The 19,465-nt window shown below is 35.6% G+C and carries 18 protein-coding genes; 3 read left to right on the top strand and 15 right to left on the bottom strand.

Translation table 11 applies throughout. The features are described 5' to 3' along the window. Positions 1–111: 111 nt before the first annotated feature. The 5 genes from HMPREF9225_RS04040 to HMPREF9225_RS04020 form a co-directional block, all read right to left on the bottom strand. Positions 112–1,005: a YitT family protein gene (locus HMPREF9225_RS04040; protein WP_023059369.1), complete on the bottom strand. Its 894-nt coding sequence runs from the start codon at positions 1,003–1,005 to the stop codon at positions 112–114. A gap of 1 nt (position 1,006) precedes the next feature. Next, a complete protein-coding gene (locus tag HMPREF9225_RS09790) occupies positions 1,007–1,903 on the bottom strand; it encodes a mechanosensitive ion channel family protein (protein WP_008901667.1) in 897 nt (298 codons plus the stop codon). Between the two features lie 85 nt (positions 1,904–1,988). Next, a complete protein-coding gene (gene hisS, locus HMPREF9225_RS04030) occupies positions 1,989–3,296 on the bottom strand; it encodes a histidine--tRNA ligase (RefSeq protein WP_008901666.1) in 1,308 nt (435 codons plus the stop codon). Positions 3,297–3,306: 10 nt separating this feature from the next. Further along, on the bottom strand, positions 3,307–4,908 hold the full coding sequence (locus HMPREF9225_RS04025) for a Na/Pi cotransporter family protein (RefSeq protein ID WP_008901665.1): 1,602 nt from the start codon (positions 4,906–4,908) through the stop codon (positions 3,307–3,309). 12 nt (positions 4,909–4,920) lie between these two features. Further along, the gene (locus tag HMPREF9225_RS04020) at positions 4,921–5,340 is read right to left on the bottom strand and encodes a hypothetical protein (protein WP_008901664.1); all 420 of its coding nucleotides are present in this window, start codon (positions 5,338–5,340) and stop codon (positions 4,921–4,923) included. Between the two features lie 63 nt (positions 5,341–5,403). Here HMPREF9225_RS04020 and HMPREF9225_RS04015 point away from each other — a divergent pair, with 63 nt between their 5' ends. The 3 genes from HMPREF9225_RS04015 to HMPREF9225_RS04005 all read left to right on the top strand — a co-directional run bounded on the left by HMPREF9225_RS04015 (position 5,404) and on the right by HMPREF9225_RS04005 (position 8,071). Continuing rightward, positions 5,404–6,018, top strand: coding sequence for a DUF47 domain-containing protein (locus HMPREF9225_RS04015; protein WP_008901663.1), 615 nt, complete (start codon positions 5,404–5,406; stop codon positions 6,016–6,018). Positions 6,019–6,088: 70 nt separating this feature from the next. Next, positions 6,089–7,015, top strand: coding sequence for a YihY/virulence factor BrkB family protein (locus tag HMPREF9225_RS04010; protein ID WP_008901662.1), 927 nt, complete (start codon positions 6,089–6,091; stop codon positions 7,013–7,015). 9 nt (positions 7,016–7,024) lie between these two features. Beyond that, positions 7,025–8,071, top strand: coding sequence for a polysaccharide deacetylase family protein (locus tag HMPREF9225_RS04005; RefSeq protein WP_008901661.1), 1,047 nt, complete (start codon positions 7,025–7,027; stop codon positions 8,069–8,071). Between the two features lie 81 nt (positions 8,072–8,152). Here HMPREF9225_RS04005 and HMPREF9225_RS04000 read toward each other — a convergent pair whose 3' ends face one another. The 10 genes from HMPREF9225_RS04000 to HMPREF9225_RS03955 all read right to left on the bottom strand — a co-directional run bounded on the left by HMPREF9225_RS04000 (position 8,153) and on the right by HMPREF9225_RS03955 (position 18,963). Continuing rightward, positions 8,153–9,079 carry a 2-keto-3-deoxygluconate permease gene (locus HMPREF9225_RS04000; RefSeq protein ID WP_008901660.1) on the bottom strand — a complete coding sequence of 309 codons (927 nt, stop codon included), beginning with the start codon at positions 9,077–9,079 and terminating at the stop codon, positions 8,153–8,155. 10 nt (positions 9,080–9,089) lie between these two features. Next, positions 9,090–10,268 carry an amidohydrolase gene (locus HMPREF9225_RS03995; RefSeq protein WP_008901659.1) on the bottom strand — a complete coding sequence of 393 codons (1,179 nt, stop codon included), beginning with the start codon at positions 10,266–10,268 and terminating at the stop codon, positions 9,090–9,092. A 157-nt stretch (positions 10,269–10,425) separates the two neighbouring features. Further along, positions 10,426–10,893, bottom strand: coding sequence for an FMN-binding protein (locus HMPREF9225_RS03990; protein WP_008901658.1), 468 nt, complete (start codon positions 10,891–10,893; stop codon positions 10,426–10,428). A 174-nt stretch (positions 10,894–11,067) separates the two neighbouring features. Beyond that, positions 11,068–12,978 carry a threonine--tRNA ligase gene (thrS, locus tag HMPREF9225_RS03985; RefSeq protein WP_040551633.1) on the bottom strand — a complete coding sequence of 637 codons (1,911 nt, stop codon included), beginning with the start codon at positions 12,976–12,978 and terminating at the stop codon, positions 11,068–11,070. A gap of 246 nt (positions 12,979–13,224) precedes the next feature. After that, positions 13,225–14,043, bottom strand: a complete 819-nt coding sequence (locus HMPREF9225_RS03980) for a metal ABC transporter permease (RefSeq protein ID WP_008901656.1) — start codon at positions 14,041–14,043, stop codon at positions 13,225–13,227. Continuing rightward, positions 14,030–14,707, bottom strand: a complete 678-nt coding sequence (locus HMPREF9225_RS03975; RefSeq protein ID WP_040551307.1) for a metal ABC transporter ATP-binding protein — start codon at positions 14,705–14,707, stop codon at positions 14,030–14,032. Before HMPREF9225_RS03975 ends, HMPREF9225_RS03980 begins: the two co-directional genes overlap by 14 nt. An 8-nt stretch (positions 14,708–14,715) precedes the next feature. After that, entirely contained in the window at positions 14,716–16,002 is a 1,287-nt protein-coding gene (locus HMPREF9225_RS03970) for a metal ABC transporter solute-binding protein, Zn/Mn family (protein WP_008901654.1), read from the bottom strand. Between the two features lie 11 nt (positions 16,003–16,013). Continuing rightward, the gene (locus tag HMPREF9225_RS03965; protein ID WP_008901653.1) at positions 16,014–16,676 is read right to left on the bottom strand and encodes a ZinT/AdcA family metal-binding protein; all 663 of its coding nucleotides are present in this window, start codon (positions 16,674–16,676) and stop codon (positions 16,014–16,016) included. An 869-nt stretch (positions 16,677–17,545) separates the two neighbouring features. Beyond that, positions 17,546–18,223, bottom strand: coding sequence for a DUF6873 family GME fold protein (locus HMPREF9225_RS03960; RefSeq protein ID WP_008901652.1), 678 nt, complete (start codon positions 18,221–18,223; stop codon positions 17,546–17,548). Further along, positions 18,220–18,963 (bottom strand): TrmH family RNA methyltransferase, encoded by a 744-nt coding sequence (locus tag HMPREF9225_RS03955; RefSeq protein WP_040551628.1) that lies wholly within the window; start codon positions 18,961–18,963, stop codon positions 18,220–18,222. The genes HMPREF9225_RS03960 and HMPREF9225_RS03955 overlap by 4 nt, the downstream gene beginning before the upstream one ends. Positions 18,964–19,465: the final 502 nt, after the last annotated feature.

The raw sequence follows: 19,465 nt of genomic DNA, 5'->3' as shown, positions 1-19,465 counted from the left end.
TAAAATAAAATAAAATCCAATTAAAATTTATAAATAAAAAAATGGATGAGACCTTTTCGAGAAAAGGTTGTCATCCATTTAAAGCTCTATTAAGATAAATTAATTTAAATTTTAAATAGCTATTTTTTTGAAACCGTGTCCTTGTATTTCCGCAGTTTCTGATACAGACATAAATGCTTTTGGATCTACAAGTTTTACATAATTCTTTAGTTTTACAAGTTCCATTGAGGTACAGATACAGTAGATTATTTTTAACTTTTTGAATTGGTATGCTCCTTCTCCGTCGATAAGGGTAACTCCTCTTCCAAGTTTCGCTTGAATCATCTCTGTTACTTCGTCCCATTTTGAACTTATTATAAGTACTTGTTTCTGTTTACCTACACCTAGGTGAATCTTGTCAACCAAAGTATATCCGATTATAAACGCAATAAGTGTATATAATGCTTTGTCGATTGAAAATACAAATGCGGATATTGCTATTACTATTCCATTAAGAGCAAGTAGTCCTGAGCCTATGTTTACGTTCCAGTACTTCTTTGCTATTGCACCTAGAATATCAAATCCTCCTGTGGAGGTTCCATATCTAAAGGTGATTCCATTTCCAATTCCTGAGAATATTCCTCCGAATATACTTGCCAAGATTAAATCATGTGTAACTGCAAATCCCTTTGGAAGTATTGCGGTCCACATTGCAATGTATAGAGATGTAAATACTGTAGAAAGTATAGTAAAGAATATAAATTCTCTTGATAGTAGGAATACTCCTATTATTAAAAGCGGAAGATTAAGCGCAAATACCAATATGGATAGTGGTATTCCCGTTGCGTGTTCAATAAGTATACTCATTCCGTTTACTCCGGCAGCTATCATTTGGTTTGGTCTTATAAACATAACTATGGAAATGGTTATGAATAGACAACCGATGAGTACCGCCATGAATTTTTCAAAAAATGTTTGTTTGAAAATCATTTTTTCAATCGATTTAAAATTTAAATGTTTTTCCATGCTAACCTCGTATTTTATCATTTTCCATTGCAATTCTAAGATTGTTGGAGAGTGATGCAATCTCTATACCTTCTGCTACAAATCTCTTAACTATTTCTTTTCTAAGCCTTGAAACTGTTTCAAAGTTTAAATCCACATTCGCCGTCCAAATGGTAACCCTTAGGTTTACTCCATATTCGGATAGCTCATTTATAAATACAGTGGTGAAATGACGTCCCACCCTTTCGTTTATTGGTCTAATGTCCAGCACGTCCTTGTCACTTTCTACACATTCTACCATTATTTCCATGGCTCTATCTATATCCGCTGTATATGCAATGGTTATATCTAAGAATCCACCGGATATCGGATCGACTATGTGGGAGTTTTCCAAGACTTCCTTATTCATCACTGAGTTTGGTACTATAAGTCTAGAGTTTGTAAATGTCCTAATAGTTGTGTGTCTTAGAGAAATATCTTCTATATATCCAACTATCCTCATGTTTACAAAATTGATTCTATCTCCAACTTCAAATGGTCTGAATACGGATATCATAAATCCAGCTATCAAATCTTCTAAACTCTTTTGAAATGCAAATGCAAGCACCGCCACAATGAGAGATGAACTCATTAGGATGGAGCCTGCCATGCTTTGGAAGGTCTGAGAAAGATTACCAATCTTAAAGATCATAACGAGAATTATAAATCCTTTTATAAGTGTATTTAAAAAGTTATAGGCAATCTTGCCAGTCTTTCTAAACTTTTTAAATATATAATCGGTTATCTTTATCGCTAATAATCCTATTAGAAGTGTGAGTGCTATGACAGTGATATCCATCATCATAGGACTCATCTTCGATGTAATTGGCTCTGCAGCTTTTTCTATTGGCTCTTTTATCTTGTCTATTTGATCATTCATTTTTTCACCAACTTATAAAAAATTGTACAACGTCCTTCTTTAACTTTCAAGATATGCACATCACCATGTTATTAAGGAGCTTAGATTACTTGCTAAATTTGTCAATTATATCTTCTAGAGATAGTTCTTCTTGATCTCCTGTCTCCATATTTTTAAGTCCAAAGACATTGGATTCTAATTCATTCTCTCCTATTACTAGAGCGTACTTAATATCTAGTGCGTCTGCATATTTAAACTTCTTGCCCATCTTACCAGATTCTGTGTAGATGGTGGTGCTGATTCCAGCTTTTTGAAGTTTAGCTAAAATTTCTATAGATTTTTCGATGGTGCTTTCCATTGGTATGATTATGATGTCGGATACCTTGTTCCCTTTCTTCTTGATTAGATCAAGTTCTTGCATCTTTGAGAAGAGTCTAGTAAGCCCTATGGACATACCAACTCCTGGCATAAGGTTTGTGGTGTAGTATCCAGCTAGATTGTCATACCTTCCTCCTGATGATACTGACCCAAGTTCTCTGTGGTCATCTAGGAATGTTTCATAGACTGTACCTGTGTAATAGTCGAGACCTCTTGCTATCTTTAGATCGATATTGAAGTAGTCGTCATCAACTCCGTAGGCTCTCATGTACTTAACTACAGCTTCTAACTCTTCTACTCCTTGTTTGAAATCTTCGTTATCGCAGTTTAATTTCTTAAGGGCGTCTAGAATTTCTTCCTTGGTGCCGTCGATTCCTATAAATGAAATTAGTTTTTCGATATTTTCTGAACTCATCCCTATCTTATCAAGCTCTTCTTTTACATTGTCCACGCCAATCTTATCAAGTTTATCCACGATTCTCATCACTTCTTCTGAAGATTTAACTTCTAAGCTTTTGAAAAATCCATTTAGAATCTTTCTATTGTTGATGTGGATTGTGAACTTTCCAAAGTCGAATTCTCTAAAGATTGAATAGATAACAGCAGGACATTCCGCATCGTTTACAAGAGATATCTTTCCATTCCCAATGATGTCTATATCACATTGGTAGAACTCTCTGTACCTTCCCTTTTGCGCTCTTTCTCCTCTGTAAACCTTGCCTACTTGGTACCTCTTAAATGGAAAGTGTAAGTCTGAAAAATGTTCTACCGTATATCTTGCTAGTGGAACTGTTAGGTCGAACCTCATGGCGATATCTGTAGTTCCTTTGGTAAATTCATAGACTTGCTTTTCAGTTTCTCCGCCGCCTTTTGCAAGAAGCACCTCTGCCTTTTCAAGTACCGGAGTGTCGATTGGCAAAAATCCGTATCTTTCAAAATTCTTTTTGATTATATCTAATAAATTATTGAATACTACTTGGTCCTTTGGTAAAAGCTCCATAAATCCAGGTAGTGTAGATGGTTTTACAATAGTCATTTTTCCTCCCTTATATTATAAGTTTTCCAACATTGTATAAATATGCCGATATCCTTTCAAGAGATGTTAGGCATTTGTCGAAGAGCAGTCCACTTTCTGGATCGCATTCTCCGTTTTTCATTCTTTCTATATGAGTGTTTCTATAATTTGTAACGAATCCGTCCACCCTGTTGGTGAAAAATCTTAGTCTATTTATTCTTTCTGCATATGTGATATCTTCACCGATTGTATTAAACATAGTGTTGATAGAGTTTTGGATAGATTCCATTTCCTTGACTGCCTTTTCTGTATAACTTAGCTTTCTTTCGTCGGTTGCCTTTGCAATATCTGCTGCAGCTTTTATATGGTCTCCAATCCTTTCGATATCTCTTACGATTCGCATATATCCTGTAAAATTTCCCGCCATGTTCTCATCCATTTGAAGGGATAGACAGTCGATAATATGTTTAGTTATCTTTGAATTTAAGAAATTTAATATATCTTCATTGTGGAAGATTAAATCATATTTCTTGTGATCAAAATTAACTAGAAGTTCCATCGCCATTTTAAAATTGTCCTTCGCAATGGCTAGCATTCTGTTGGTTTCTGCTCTAATGTCTGTGATTTCTACTGATGCATCTGTAACAGCTCTTCTAGGATTGATATATTGAAGCGCCATTTCTTCTTGTTCCTTGTCATCTCCACTTACAACCATAGTTGCAAGCTTAGCTAAATGTCTTGAGAATGGAAGTAGAATTAAAGTAGCCATAATATTAAAGAATGTGTGCATATTTGCAATCTGTGCCGCTGGTAAATTTCTAGAAATACTTTCGATGAATGTATCAATCGGAACTACAAATGAAATTAAAACAAATATAATAGTTCCTATAAAGTTAAATAGTACGTGGACTGCTGCAGTTCTTTGCGCGTTTTTAGAAGTTCCAATTGCTGATAGAACAGAAGTTATACAGGTTCCTATGTTAAATCCACAGATGATGTACATAGATCCTGTAAGTCCTATTAGTCCTTCGTTGGCAATGGCTTGCAGGATACCAAGGCTGGCTGCAGATGATTGGATAAGTCCTGTTACAAGTGCACCTACTAAGATTCCTATTATTGGATTTGACATGGTAATCATAAGTTGTCTAAAACCTTCATACTCTCTAAGAGGTGCCATGGCTGTACTCATGAGTTCCATCCCCATAAAAAGAAATCCTAGACCTAGGATTACTTGTCCTAAATATTTAACAGAATTTTTACTCACAAATCGGTTTAAAATAAATCCTATAAATGCAAATATTGGTGCAACCGCTGTAATATTTAAAGCAACTAGTTGTCCAGTTATAGTGGTACCGATATTGGCTCCCATAATAACTCCAACCGCTTGTTGAAGTGTCATAAGACCTGCATTTACAAATCCAACTACCATTACAGTAGTACCTGATGATGATTGTATTGCCGCAGTTACAACGATACCTACGAGAAGTCCTCTAAAGATGGACTTAGTCATCCCTTCTATTATCTTGTGAAGTCTATCCCCTGCTACCAGTTCTAGACCATTACTCATAAGATCCATGCCATATAGGAAGCATGCAAGTCCTCCGAGAAGGGCAAAAAAATGAGTGATATCCAATTTAATCCTCCATTACAAATTGTTTATAAGTTCTTTAACATCTTTCTTATCTATCTTTAACTTGGTTACAGCTACATCATAGGCAGCATCGTCACCAAAATCTTTTTTGACCTTCTTTAGATACTCGATATCTTCATCGCTTAAATTGTGTACCAGGATTCCATCCATTATTGTTTTTGCACATCTTATATCCATATCGTACTTGTCCATGAGAAACTTGACCCCATTTACAGGACCTAGATCTCTACTTAATCTCTTTAAATATTCGAGATCCTCATCTGAAACAGCGTTTATCGCTTCTTCACATTTTTTCAGTTTTTTTTCGTCTTTTGCATTGCCTTCAACAACCATATGTCTTCTAAATAATATTAGAAGCATCACCACCGAAAGGGCGATGGTTATAAAGAGCAAACTTAAAATAAAAGTAGGCATTTAATCTCCTTTATCTTGTAAAAATTACCCCACTGTGATACTGTAAGTATCGAAGGAGGAGCTATGGCAACAAGAGTAAATTTTTATAATTTATTAGTAGATCTTTCAGAATATACAGTCCGTGCTTCCGATATGTTAAGGCGCAGCCTTATAGATTTCCAATACGAAAACGTAAAGTACCTAGTGATGGAAATTCATGAAATCGAAAATGATGCGGACAAAGTCTACCACCAAATTCAAAAACAAGTTGAAAGACAGTATATACTTCCACTTAACAAGGAAGATATTCTCCATCTCGGTCATTCCATCGATGCTGTAATCGATGACATAGAAGATATCCTGATGGCGATCTATATGTATGACATCAAAGAGATAACAACATCCACATATACTTTTGTAGATATAATCGTCGACTGTTCCAATAGCATCGTTCTACTTATAAACAGCCTGAAGACCGCAAAAAAATATTCGGACATAGAAGATTTAATTAAACATATAAGAAAACTTGAAGATAGAGCCGACAATGTATATATAGAGTCTACTCAAAATATATTTTCAAACCTTGAGGCAAAAGATATTTTAAAGCATAACACATTAAGTCTAAAACTTGAGTCCTGTGTCGACACATGTCAACATGTTGCAGATACAGTTGCTAATATCTTTCTTAAGAATGTTTAAATTTAAAGCATTATCTCAATATTTATTATATAATATAATTTACAGTTAAACAATTTATTTTGAGGTGACAATGAAAGCAGTAGAAAAATTATTAGATAAATACAAAAATAGTCCCCTTATGATCTTTATTGACAAATTGCTCTTTAGGATCGGGGACAAAAATCTGCCAGCTATGGCGGGATCTCTAACTTTTTTTACCATTCTTTCAATATTTCCATTTATAATCGCCTTTTTAAATATTATTTCTTTTGTAGAAGTATTTAATCAAAGTGAATTTGTAAATTTGATGACGATGCTGCCAGAAGAAATTTATTCAATCATTGCTGAATTTATTTCTCAAATGAATAAGGCGTCGAGCACCGGGCTTCTATCGGTTTCATTGATTCTGGGTATATTTTCTGCATCCAGTGGAGTTAAGCAGCTTATCATAAATATAAATTATGCCTATGGAATAAAGGACAATAGAAATTACTTTTTAAGAAGACTTATAGCAGCAGTCTTTACCCTACTACTCATGGTTATGATAATACTTATATCTATTACATCAGTAGTTGGAGAGATGGCTATTACAAAGGCTATTCTATTTTTACAGATAGATGCATCAAACTTTTACAATGTGTTTAAAGCTTTGAGAAACTTGGTTCCCATAGCTTATATGTTAATAATATTTATTGTGATGTACTACTTTACGCTAAATAAGAACATCAGAAGAAATATAAAGATAACAGAAGTTCTACCGGGAGCTATATTTACAACCATAGGACAGAATCTTTTCAGTGCCCTATTCGGTGTATACCTACAGAACTTCGCTAAGTACTCGGTGACCTATGGATCTCTTGGGTCCATATTTGCATTCTTAACTTGGAGCTACTTTATGAGCTACACCATGCTCATCGGCTCTGAGATAAATGGAGTTTTGTACTCGATGAAGTATTTTAAAACTCAGAACCTGCATCCGAGATATGAATCCGTGTTTTTTAAAAAAACTGATATGTGAGGAGACAAGATGAATAACGATTTAGAAAAAATAAAATTAAAAGATAGACAATTGGAAAGAAAAAGAAGAGCGAGAAGAAGAAAAGAGAGAGCAAGAAGAAGATTTTACTTCGTTGTAACAATTATCGTGCTACTTATTTTTAGTTTTACTTTGAGGAAGAGACCTTCGAGAGTTGCTAAGAATTTAGAAAGTAACTCAGACTATGTAGCTACATTTCTAAAGATTAATATGAGAGAAAATCAGCTAAATCCTATTAACTTCAACATCAAAAAAGACGATGTAAAGGCTCTTAGCTATATCGCAGAAGTGAGAGCTTCAAGAATTAAAAAGAAATTGGTTCCTGGAGAAAATCATATCACCACTGCTGCAAAGTATGCCTACGATGCTAAATGGGTAAGAGATGTAACCACAGGCAAAGTTTCCTATGAAGGAAATAAAAAACTTGTATTCTTAACATTTGACGATGGTCCAAACACTACCATCACTCCACAAGTTTTAAAAACTCTAAAGGCAAATGGAGTTAGAGGAACCTTCTTCGTTGTTGGAAGAGCCATAAACGACAAGTCCAGCAGATATTTGAAAGAAGCTCTAGTAGATGGAAATGCAATTGCAATGCACTCCTACACCCACGACTACCATCTTCTTTATCCAGAAAGATCTGCAAATGATAGCCAAGTTTCAAAAGAAGCTGACCTTTTATCAGCGAAGCTAAAAAGTATCCTAGGAGAAAATTTCGCATCCCATGTATGGAGATATCCAGGAGGACATATGTCCTGGGACAATATTGAAGGCGCTGACTCAGCTCTAGCAAGCAGAAAAATAATTTGGATAGATTGGAACTGTCTATCAGGAGATGCTGAACCTAAAGCAGTAAGACCTTCTACTCCAGAAGGAATGGTTAGATATATCGATAGATCTCTACATCAAAATGAAGAAACGAGAGTGGCGGTAGTACTTATGCATGACGCAATGAATAAACAACACACCGTAAATGCGCTACCAAGTATAATAAATTATTTCAAAGAAAGAGGCTATGAATTTGCCCTTCTTAAATAAAAAACGATAAAATTTTTCCCCCGTTAGTCGGGGGATTTTTTAATTCAAAAGAAAAGAGAGGTCGCCCTCTCTTTAAAAAACTTATTTTTTTGCCTTGTCATACTGCATCTTAGCAAGAAATGGTGATGCAAATGCAGATATTACTACTCCCATTGTAACTATTGCAGTTGCTCTTGCTCCATAGATTGCTATTTCAGGATTGGTTTCTGCAAGTATTAGCGGAACACTGGCAGAAAGTCCAGCTATGGTTGAAATTCCAAAGGTCGCTATTCCTGACCTCTTCATAATCTTCTTTTCTATAAATAAAAGTGGTAATGCTGTTAAAACATAGTATAAAACAGTCATAACTACTCCAGAAATTCCTGCTGTAAATGCATCTAATAGGTTTATCTTCGCTCCTACGCACCATCCTAGCATAAATATTACGAATGGCATTCCAGTTACCAAGAACTTACCAAGTTCATGGTCTGTATTTCCAATTATTATTCCAAGTACCAATGGAATTACCATGGATAGTATCGGCATAAAATCTAACTCTGTAGGTTGAGTAAGCCCAAATATAAATAAGGCTACTACCGGAGTTGCAAATAGTGACACAAGTCCAAAGGCTGATACGTCTACTTCATCTCCAAAATCTTCCATAATCGCTAGGAATAACGATGGGTTAATAGAGGTAAGAGTTGCTATAAAAGCAACCAAACTTATACCTAAAAATCCTTCTAAGCCAAATACTTTGAAAAATAAGATTCCTAATCCAACGCATAGAGCAGTTCTAAATACCAATAGGAAAAAATATCTTTGGAATACGTGTTTTATGGTGGATAGTTTCAAAAGACATCCAGAGATAAATATAGCCGCTCCTAGGATAAAGTTAAGTCCACTTCCTGCAAAAAATGCTTCAGTCACACCACCCACATGAAATAGTGTTGGGTGAATTGTGTTTATGAGAGCCGATACGAGCATAGGTATTAATAAGGTCCCTCCCGGGATCTTTTTCATAAGTTTCATGCTTTACTCCTTACTTTTCTAAATATTTAAGAGCTGCTGCTCCCATTGACATAGCAGCTATCATCATAGATTCTTCTCTGATGTCAAACTTAGGATGGTGATGAGGGTATGCTTCACCTTCTGGCTTAGCTCCAATATAGAAGAAGCAGCAAGGAACTTTTTCTGTGTAGTATGAAAAGTCTTCTGATGGTGATTGCGGTCCGCAGTCTTCTACTCCAACTAATCCTGGAATATTTGCTTCTTTTACAGCTTCAACAACTAAATCAGTCATCGCTTCATCGTTTATCAAAACTGGATAGTCGTTCTTGTAATCCAAGTCTATCTTACAGCTATACATAACTTCTAAGCCTTTGCACATAGCACGAACTTCTCTTTCAATCATTTCCCTTGCTGAGTTTGACATACATCTTACATCCCCTTCAAGGGTTACTGAGTCTTTTATAATATTGAACTGTCCTTTTCCGTCAAATGATCCTATGGTTATAACTCCACTTTCCATCGGATTCATTCTTCTTGAAATTATAGTTTGTAGGTTTACTACCAATTGGCTGGCAATTACTATTGCATCATTTGCTTCGTGAGGTGAAGATCCATGTCCGCCTTTTCCCATTATTTTTGCGATGAATTTTGCCCTTGCTTGTTGAGTAGGTCCCTTGTGGTAGTAGACTTTTCCAAAATCCATTTGACTCATGACGTGACATCCGATTACATTGTCAACTCCATCTAGAACTCCTGCTTCGATCATTCCTTTTGCTCCTCCCGGTGGAACTTCTTCTGCTGGTTGGTGAATGATTACAATCTTTCCTTTAAACTCATCTTTCATCTCTATTAGAGCGTCTGCTAAATTTAAAAGGTATGCTGTATGAGCATCATGTCCACAGGCATGCATTACTCCCTTATTCTTAGATGAAAAAGCAAGTCCAGTGTCTTCTTCAATTGGAAGCGCGTCGAAATCTGCACGAAGAGCGATGGTTTTGCCCGGTTTTCCAGAATCTATGGTGACTCTAAGTCCATAGCCACCCATGTTCTTGTCAACCTTTACATCCTTACCTTCATAAAATTTTTCTATAAATTTGCTGGTTTCTGTTTCTTCAAATGATAATTCTGGATGCATATGAAGCCATCTTCTATCTTCTATCATCTTTTCTCTTCTCTCTTCGAGTAGAGAAAATAATCTTTTTGTGTTCATATTTCCTCCTTATTTATTTTGCTAATCTATTTATATTATAACATTAAAGCACTATATTATTTTATTATTTAGTAGATAATGATAGTTTTAAATTTATTTCTATGTAAAACAGTATAAAAAAGAGACTTCCTGCGAAGTCCCTTTTAATTCTTTATTCTTATTTTGCTTGTTCAAGAGCTTTGTTAGCTGCGTCCTTGTAAATTTCAAGTGATATAGTTGCTCCAGATACTGCTTCTAGTGCATCTACAGATCCTTTTTCTACAAGTTGTTTTGGATATTCAGCTGCTCCTACTAAAGATTGTTGAGCTTTGTCATACATAGCTTGATCTTTGATTTCTCCGTCAACTTTTCCGTAGTCTTCACCTTTTTCAGTTCCGTCTGCATCGAAGTTCTTAAGAGTTGCATCAGTGATCTTTCCGTTTTCAACAGTGATTGTTGTTTCCATGTATCCGCCGTGTTCATCTTTTTCTGAAACTCCTGTGTAAGTTCCGTCTTTTAGTTCTGCTTGAGCTTCAGTTTGTGTTCCAGCATTTGCTCCTTCATTTTTCTTTTCAGCGTTGTTTTTGTTTCCACAAGCTGTAAGTACTAGTGTAAATGCTAAAAGTATTGGTAATAATTTCTTCATTTTGCATTCCTCCTTTTTCGTTATTATAAAAATATTACAAGATTTTTTTGAAATTTACAATACATAATCATGATTAATTGATAATGTGAAGAAACTTTCAAATTTCTGTAATATTTTGAAAACAATACATAAAAAAACTCAACCCTTTTGGATTGAGTTTTAATTATATATTTTTTATTCAGTGATCTTCTTTTCTTTAACTTCTTCTTTCATTTGTGATATGAAGTCTTCGATTTTTACATCTTTTACTTCTTCTCCAGATCTCTTTCTGATGGATAGAAGTCCTGATTCTACTTCTTGTTCACCGATTACAAGCATGTAGTTTACTTTTCTAAGTTGAGCTTGTCTAATCTTGTATCCAACTTTTTCTGCACGAGTATCCATTTCTACTCTGAATCCACTTGTCTTTAGTTTGTTCTTAACTTCTTCTGCATAGTCGTGGAATTTTTCTGATACTGGAATGATTTCAACTTGTACTGGTGCAAGCCATAGTGGGAATTTACCTGCGAAGTGTTCGATTAGAATTCCCATGAATCTTTCGATTGAACCTAGTAGTGCTCTATGAAGCATAACTGGTCTTGCTTTTTCTCCATCTGCGTTGATGTATGTTAATTCGAAGTTTTCTGGCATTCGGAAGTCAAGTTGGATAGTTCCACATTGCCATGTTCTTCCGATTGCATCTTCTAGATGGAAGTCGATCTTAGGTCCGTAGAATGCTCCGTCTCCTTCGTTGATTGTGTATTTTAATCCTCTTTCTTCAAGGGCATCTTTTAGATTCTTTTCTGCGATATTCCAAGCTTCGATAGTTCCCATGAAGTCATCTGGTCTAGTTGAAAGTTCGATTTCATACTTAAATCCAAATGTGCTATATAGAAGTTCTGCAAGGTCTATCATCTTGAATACTTCGTCTTTTACTTGTTCTGGTAGACAGTAAACGTGAGCATCGTCTTGAGTAAATGTTCTTACTCTGAATAGTCCGTGAAGAGCTCCTGAAAGTTCATGTCTGTGAACTTGTCCAAATTCAGATAATCTTATAGGAAGATCTCTGTATGAGTGAGCTTTTTCTTCATATACTAGGATTGATCCTGGGCAGTTCATAGGTTTAACTGCGTAGTCTTCTCCGTCGATCTTGGTGAAGTACATATTGTCTTTGTAGTGATCCCAGTGACCTGATCTGTGCCATAGTGCTTCGTTTAGGATGATTGGAGTTTGGATTTCTCCGTAACCATTTTCAAGAAGAACATTTCTCCACCAGTTTAGAAGTGTGTTCTTTAAAATCATTCCGTGTGGTAGGAAGAATGGGAATCCAGGTCCTTCATCTCTCATGGTGAATAGATCTAGTTCTCTACCGATTCTTCTGTGGTCACGCTTTTCAGCTTCTTCCATTCTTTCTATATATTCATCTAGTTGTTTCTTCTTTTCAAAAGAAATTCCGTAGATTCTTTGAAGCATCTTGTTGTTTGAGTCGCCTCTCCAATAAGCTCCTGCTATTGATAGAAGTTTAAATGCTTTTATTATTTTAACATTTCCGATGTGTGGTCCTCTGCATAGGTCAACGAAGTTGCCCATCTTGTAGATTCCCACATTTTCATCTTCTATTCCTTCTATAAGTTCAACTTTGTAATCTTGTCCTCTTTCTTTGAAGAATTCAATTGCCTTATCCCTTGGCATAATTTCGAAGGTTACTTCGTGAGCGTCCTTAACTATCTTTTGCATTTCTTCTTCGATCTTTGGCAAATCTTCTGGGCCGATTTTGTGTTCAAGATCGATGTCATAGTAGAATCCATTGTCTATTGCAGGTCCTATTGCAAATTTAGTTTCTGGCCATAGGTTCATAATTGCATGGGCAAGTACGTGAGCACTAGTGTGCCAGAAAATCTTCTTACCTTCCTTATCTTCAAAAGTTAAGATCTTAACTTCTGCGTCACAATTAATAGGATCGTTTACTCCTAAAACTTCGTCATTTACCATTGCTCCAAGAGCATTTCTTGCAAGACCTTCTGAAATAGATTTTGCAACGTCATAAACTTTTATTCCCTTTTCAAATTCTTTTGATGATCCATCTGGAAAACTTATTTTCATCATTTCCTCCTTAAATATAAAAAAAAGATCATACATCGAAAGGACGTATGATCGTGGTTCCACCTTGGTTCGCCTGTGTAGGCCTTAGTGAATTTAACGCATTTCTTACGCTGCATATTACTACAGAACTCCGGGGTAGTCTTCGCCTCTAGGAATGTGGAGCATTCTCAGCTGGTTTTAGCTCCTCTCTGTAAGATTCTAATAGAAGTTACTCTTCCCATCCGTCAATATAAATAATCTAGCACTAATTTAATTCTTTGTCAAGCTTACACTAGATTTTCTTCTCGACAAATTTATTATACCCATTACCATCATTCCTATAACAGAATTTATAACGATTGATCCGCCGGGTCTAATATCGTAGTAATAAGAAATTATTATTCCCACCATGGTGTAGATTACTCCCAAAAGAACTGAAAGTAGTACGGTTGTCTTGTAACTTCTGCTTACCATTAGTGTGGTTGCAACAGGAAGTACGATTAGAGATGCAACTAGAAGTGCTCCTACAATCTTGCAGGCAAGTGCTATTGTTATTGCAGTTAGTAATGTGATGATTGAGTTTATATATCTTACATTTACTCCTGCAAGTCTAGCCAAGTTTTCGTTTATTGCAATGTCCAAAAGGGCTCCATAGTACCTAATTGAAAGGTATAGCACAAGGACAAATACGATTCCTATGAAGATTAAATCTTGTTCTGTAACTGCAGATATACTTCCAAACAGGTATGATTCAAAAGTATTACCTCCTGGTGCAAAGTCAGATAGCACCGCTGCAAATCCAAGTCCGGTACTCATGATTACCGCAACAGCCATATCTCCATATTGAGGAAATTTCTTCCTTATTATTTCTATTAAAAATGCTGCAACTATACAGATAAATACTGCTCCTATTACAGGATCTAGTCCAAGGATAAGTCCTAGACCAACCCCTGCCAAGGAGGTATGGGAAAGAGCATCTCCAATCATGGAAGTTTTTCTATTTACCATGACTACTCCGATTAAAGGAATCATGATTGATAGCATTAGTCCTGCTAAAAGCGCCCTTCTCATAAAATCAAATTCCAACATCTACAAGTGCCCCCTCCCTCATATCTAAAATTCTATCTAAATTTAAGTGATTTTTAATGAATTCACATTCGTGGCTAACCATTAGAATAGTTATACCTTTTTCCTGATTTAATTTTCCAATCATTTCCATAAAATGAACTTTGTTTTCCATGTCCACTCCAGATGTAGGTTCATCCAAAATTAGAAGTTTCGGATCCTTCACAAGAGATCTCGCAATCATAACCCTCTGTTTAAGTCCGCCAGAAAGTTCATTGAAAGGAGTGTTTTCGTATTCCAAAATATCTAGAGCCTTTAGTTTGTCCCTAGTCATCTCCATAAGTTTCTTGCTAGGTTTCTTTATAAAGCCAAACTCTCTATAAAAGTTTAAGCTCACAAGTTCCTTTACTGTAACTGGAAAGCTGATTCCATTAGATCTTTCCACCTGTGGTACATAGCCCACATCTTTAAAATCTTTTATATTTTTTAAATCTTCCCCAAATAGTTTTATACTTCCTGAATAGCCATTTAATTCCCTTAGCAAAATCTTAAGAAAAGTTGATTTACCGGAGCCATTTTCCCCAGTTATAACCACAACTTCTTTTTCTTTAAGCTGAAAGTTTAAATCCTTTAAAATATGTGCCATTCCATAGGAAAAAGAAAGATTATTTATTTCTAAAATATTCAATTTCCACCTCATTTCAGAGAATTATATAATTTTTCCAAATTCTCTCTCATTATATCAACGTAGTCCTTACTATCATCTAAAATATATTCCATCGAAGTCAGATAGTCGGTCTTGCCTCCTATTTCACTTGCCAAGGTATCTGCACCTTTGGTTTCGTTGTTAGCTTCGTAGAAAATAGTGTTAATATGTTTTGCCTTGCAGAACATAATAGCCTTACGAATGGTCTTAAGACTTGGCGTTTCAGTAGATACAAGCCCTTGCAAAGGATACTGTATAAGACCAAATTCCCTCGCCAAGTATTCATAGGCATAGTGAGTAACTACAAACTCTTTGTTCTTTAAATCTTTGAACTTATCCCTGTACTCAACCTCTAAATTGGTTAAATCTTCTATTGCATCTACCTTATTCTTGTAAAATTTTCTCTTAAGATCTGGATACTTCTTTTCAAGAGCTTCGAAAATCGTATTGTAGTATGATTTTGCATTTTTTAGACTGAGCCAAGAGTGAGGGTCATAGGTCACCCTGTCAAGAGAAGAAGTCGATCCATTTAGATGAACTTTGAGGTCAATCTTTTCACCAGTGTTATCCAAAATTTGGTAAGGAAGAATCTTTTCAGAAACCCTGTCCGCTATGAACACCCAGTCTCCACCCTCTGGCATCTTGTAGTAGATAGCGCCGCTTTCGTGACCCATCTCAAGGGAATAAACCTTGTCTTCTTCTACATCAATAGTTTCCTTTTGGCGAACGAGCACTCCCTTTTGTTCCATAATCTTCTTGCCCTTCTTGATTAGCTCATCCTCTTTCATGCCATTTTTCTTTAAAAAAGCAACCCTCATCAAATCTTCGTGGGTGTGACCGAACTCAATCTCATACTTCATCTTAGGATCGGAATTAAACTCCGCCATGTAGGCAAAGTCGCCGATGGCAGCCTGACCCTTGTAAGTAATAAGTTCAATATTTTCAGAAAGAGTTACAATCTTAAGATCAGGAAAAGTCTTTTTAACCTGAGGCAAGAACTTCTCCATATTCGCACCGTTAACAAAGAAAATATCCGCCTTCTTAAGCTCTCTTAAATCCTTTGGAGTCGGCTCCCACATGTGCGGGTCCTTGTCAATGGGCATAAAATATCTAACATCTAAAGCATCCTTAGCAATATTTTTTGTCATTGTGTATATAGGATAAAAAGAGGTATAAACAATAGGTTTCCCTCCTTGTTCTACCTCTTTTCTTTCACATCCAACTAATAAAACGACAAATAAAAAGACTAAAGATAAAACTTTTCTTTTTATTTTCATGTTGTCTCCTATTATTCAGCTATTTCGCCAGCAATTTGTTCCATTGTTGAGTTAGGTTTTACATAAGTAGGATACCAATTATCCATACCTAGTAGTTCATTTTCATCGCTACCATATCTCATATGGAAGTGGATAAGCTCTTCTTCGCCATGAACAGGCATCATAAGTAGAATAGGGTATTTTGAATCTGGGTTCTTAGATTTGAAAACAAACCATTCTAGATCGTAGTTGCCGTGTTTAACCTTGTGCTCATTGATAAGTTCGTACTCAGAAGTTTCAATAGCCTTTCCGTCTTTATCTTCGAAATTGTCAAGAAAAGTAACATTGTTACCTTCTATCTTGATACCTAAGAAGTCAGAATGTCTCTTTTCTTTGTAAGCAGCCTTAGCTTCTTCAGCAGACTTGCCATCTTTCTTTCCAAGAGCTTCATAAGCGCCTTGTACTTCTTCAGCATCTAGGTAACCTTCGATACTATTCCAAGTACCTTCCCAATCAGCTATAGTTACGCTGTCTTTAGATTCTTCTTCAGAACCTTGGTTCTTATTAGCATCACTTTCTACATTAGTTTTATTATTTTTTTCATTAGCAGCTGCATTACCTTCTTTTTTACCACAGCCAACAAGTAGAGTTAGACAAAGTAAAAAAACTGCTAAAAATTTAAAATTATTTTTCATTAAAATCCTCCTGATGTAAAATTTTATGGATGTGAATCATCAACAATTGCAATTATAAAATACGAAATTATAGATGTCAAGCTTTTTGATAGCAATTATCATTTTTATTTTAAAATAAAGTAATATAATGAAAAAATCTATTTTTGTTACATAAAATTATCGGAAGATAGATAAAATTTTTAAAAAATTTGTTACAAGAGACGAGTTTCCATAAACCTTGATACAAATTATTTTTAAGCGAAGCGTAAAAAAGTGTAAAAAAGTGTAAAATCTGATTTATCCCAGTATTAGAAGTAATTTCTTCCACAATCGAATGCTACAAAAGAATTTGCAAAATATTAACATCTATAAAGCGACAACCATTACAACTGGTCATCCTGAGAGGCAGTCGAGTTCTACAAATCAGCCTTCATTTCATTTGTCTTCTTTGGAAATCTTTGCACAAGACTTGCAACGAAATCAAAGATTTCGGCTAAGGCTTCGAAGGATCTGACCTATATTTGACCTAACTAGGCAATTATTTTAAAAATCTCCCAACTACAGTCACCCTGAGCGGAAGAGCCGAAGACTCTGTAGTCGAACAGGCATAAGCTATATTTAACCAAGACACATTGCAAATAAAAAATAATTAATTATTTTGATGCTCTACGTAGAGCATGAGTTAATTTTTTATTTTCTAGTAAAACTTCTGTGATAATAAATATCTTTCATATAATCAATTTTTTCTTTTCCCTTCAAATTTTTTACGAAAGACTCTATATTCTACTGCAAAAGATTCATACTTTAGTAATAATACTTATCATCATCTCCAAAAATTCCATGCAAAAAAACCTGCCTCGCGACAGGTTAATTTAAATATTTATTTTTTATCAATATATTTCCATTAGAGTTCCGAAATCTTCCAGCTCTCCTTTGGACAACACTATCGGTCTTGCCACTCTTGCGATGGTTTCCCTCGATGAATGGTTGCTGTAGTTTCCAGTCAAGTAGTGGTAGTTGAATACTTTGCCCGATGCTCCGCCGATAAATCCATACTCATAATTTTTTAGTTTGATTTGCCCTGGATCGATGAGGAAGATTCTAACTTTGTCTCTTAATTTCTTAAATATTCCCATGTCCGAAGTGATTAAAAAATTAGATCCCACAAAGGTGGAACACTTGCTATATCCCTGTTTCACGTCAACCATAATGTAGTTGTGCCTCTTGTAGTATTCTAGGAGCACATCGTCTGTCAGACTCAAATTGTGGACGAAGTACTTGCCGAAGCAAAACGAATTTAGTCCAACGTATTCACTGTATGTGGATCCGATTTTCTTTGCCGATGGGATTACCTTCCTATCGTGGAAAAGTTTTTTGTAATAGTCGAGATTATCCCTGTCAACTACCATTGTTCCGTCGGGAAGTTGATGCACCAACAGATCAGGGTGCCCCTTCAACCCTTCTGGTAGGTTTTCGTTGGGCGTAGTGTAGATGACATTTAAATTAAAACTTTCCAATTTTTCCACGATTTCTCGATTTATTTCATAATTAACTAATATTCTCTTCATTTTGTCATCTCATACATAAATAGCGATGCCGCCACCGCTGCATTTAGGCTGTCAATATTTTTATCCATAGGAATCAGAACAGCTTCGTCGCAAATTTCTAAAATTTCTTTCGATACTCCTTGAGCTTCACTGCCGATGACTACGATAGTGTCATCCCAATCTGTCTTTTCTCTTATATTTTTTCCCTTTAAGTCGGCGCAGATAATTTTAAATCCATTTCTTATGTCCATTAAGTTTATATCTGAATAAACCTTGGTTCTAAATATGGATGCCATGGTGGAACGCACCACCTTTGGTGAGTAGAGCTCCGCACATTCGCTGGAAAGAAGCACTCCATCAATGCCAAAGGCTTCTGAAGTTCTTATGATAGTGCCGATATTCCCGGGATCTTTCACCCCATCAAGGTAAAGATACTTTCCAGGTTTCGGCTCGAAAGTTTTATTTTCTACTTCAAAATATCCGATGATGCCTTGAGGAGTCTTGGTATCAGAAAGAGTTTCGAAAACTTCTCTGTCATAGATGTCGTAAGGGATTTTTCTTTCTTCTAGTAGATTTATAATTTCGCCAAAATCTTTCTTATCTTCAATAGCCACATACTTTGGATCTACGAAGTCCAGTGCCTCCCTAATGACTACAGCACCTTCAGCTAAAAATAAATTTTCTTTTATTCTATATTTTTTTTGAAGCAAACTTCTATAATATTTTGCTTTTTTATTCTGTCTACTTTTTATAATTTCCATAATTTTATTATACATGAAAAAAACAGAGTTTTCACTTAGGTTGTTTTATGTTTGTATTTAATTTTATTTTTAATATTTGTATCTTTTAAATTTCCGCAGGAAGGCAGTCACCCTGAGCGAAGGGTGGAGGTTTTCCGACACCCGTAGTCGAATGGGTATAACCCTAGTGGGAATATGTTTGGATGGTTTCACTTTCAAAGTGACTGTAGTTGGCAGCTTTTTAAGAAATAATTTTCTAGACTAGGTTAAATATAGGTCAAATCATTCGGCTGTGGAAGCAAAATGCTCCGCTACGGAGAGAAATTTAAGGTTTAGTTATAACACGCCTGACGGCTGAGGAAAAATAATTTAGTATCAGGTTAATGGAAGCAGGTTGCTTCCGCTACAAAAACAAATCTTTTATAAGTTTTCTCTAAAAATAAATTCAGAACATTCCTCCGACCTATCTCTTAGAATCCTTACTCAATGACTACTACAGATTTAATCCTGTGCTACCACGAGT

Source organism: Peptoniphilus duerdenii ATCC BAA-1640 (genome assembly GCF_000146345.1).
GTDB classification, from domain to species: Bacteria; Bacillota; Clostridia; order Tissierellales; family Peptoniphilaceae; genus Peptoniphilus_B; species Peptoniphilus_B duerdenii.
This window is presented reverse-complemented; position numbering and strand designations above follow the sequence as displayed.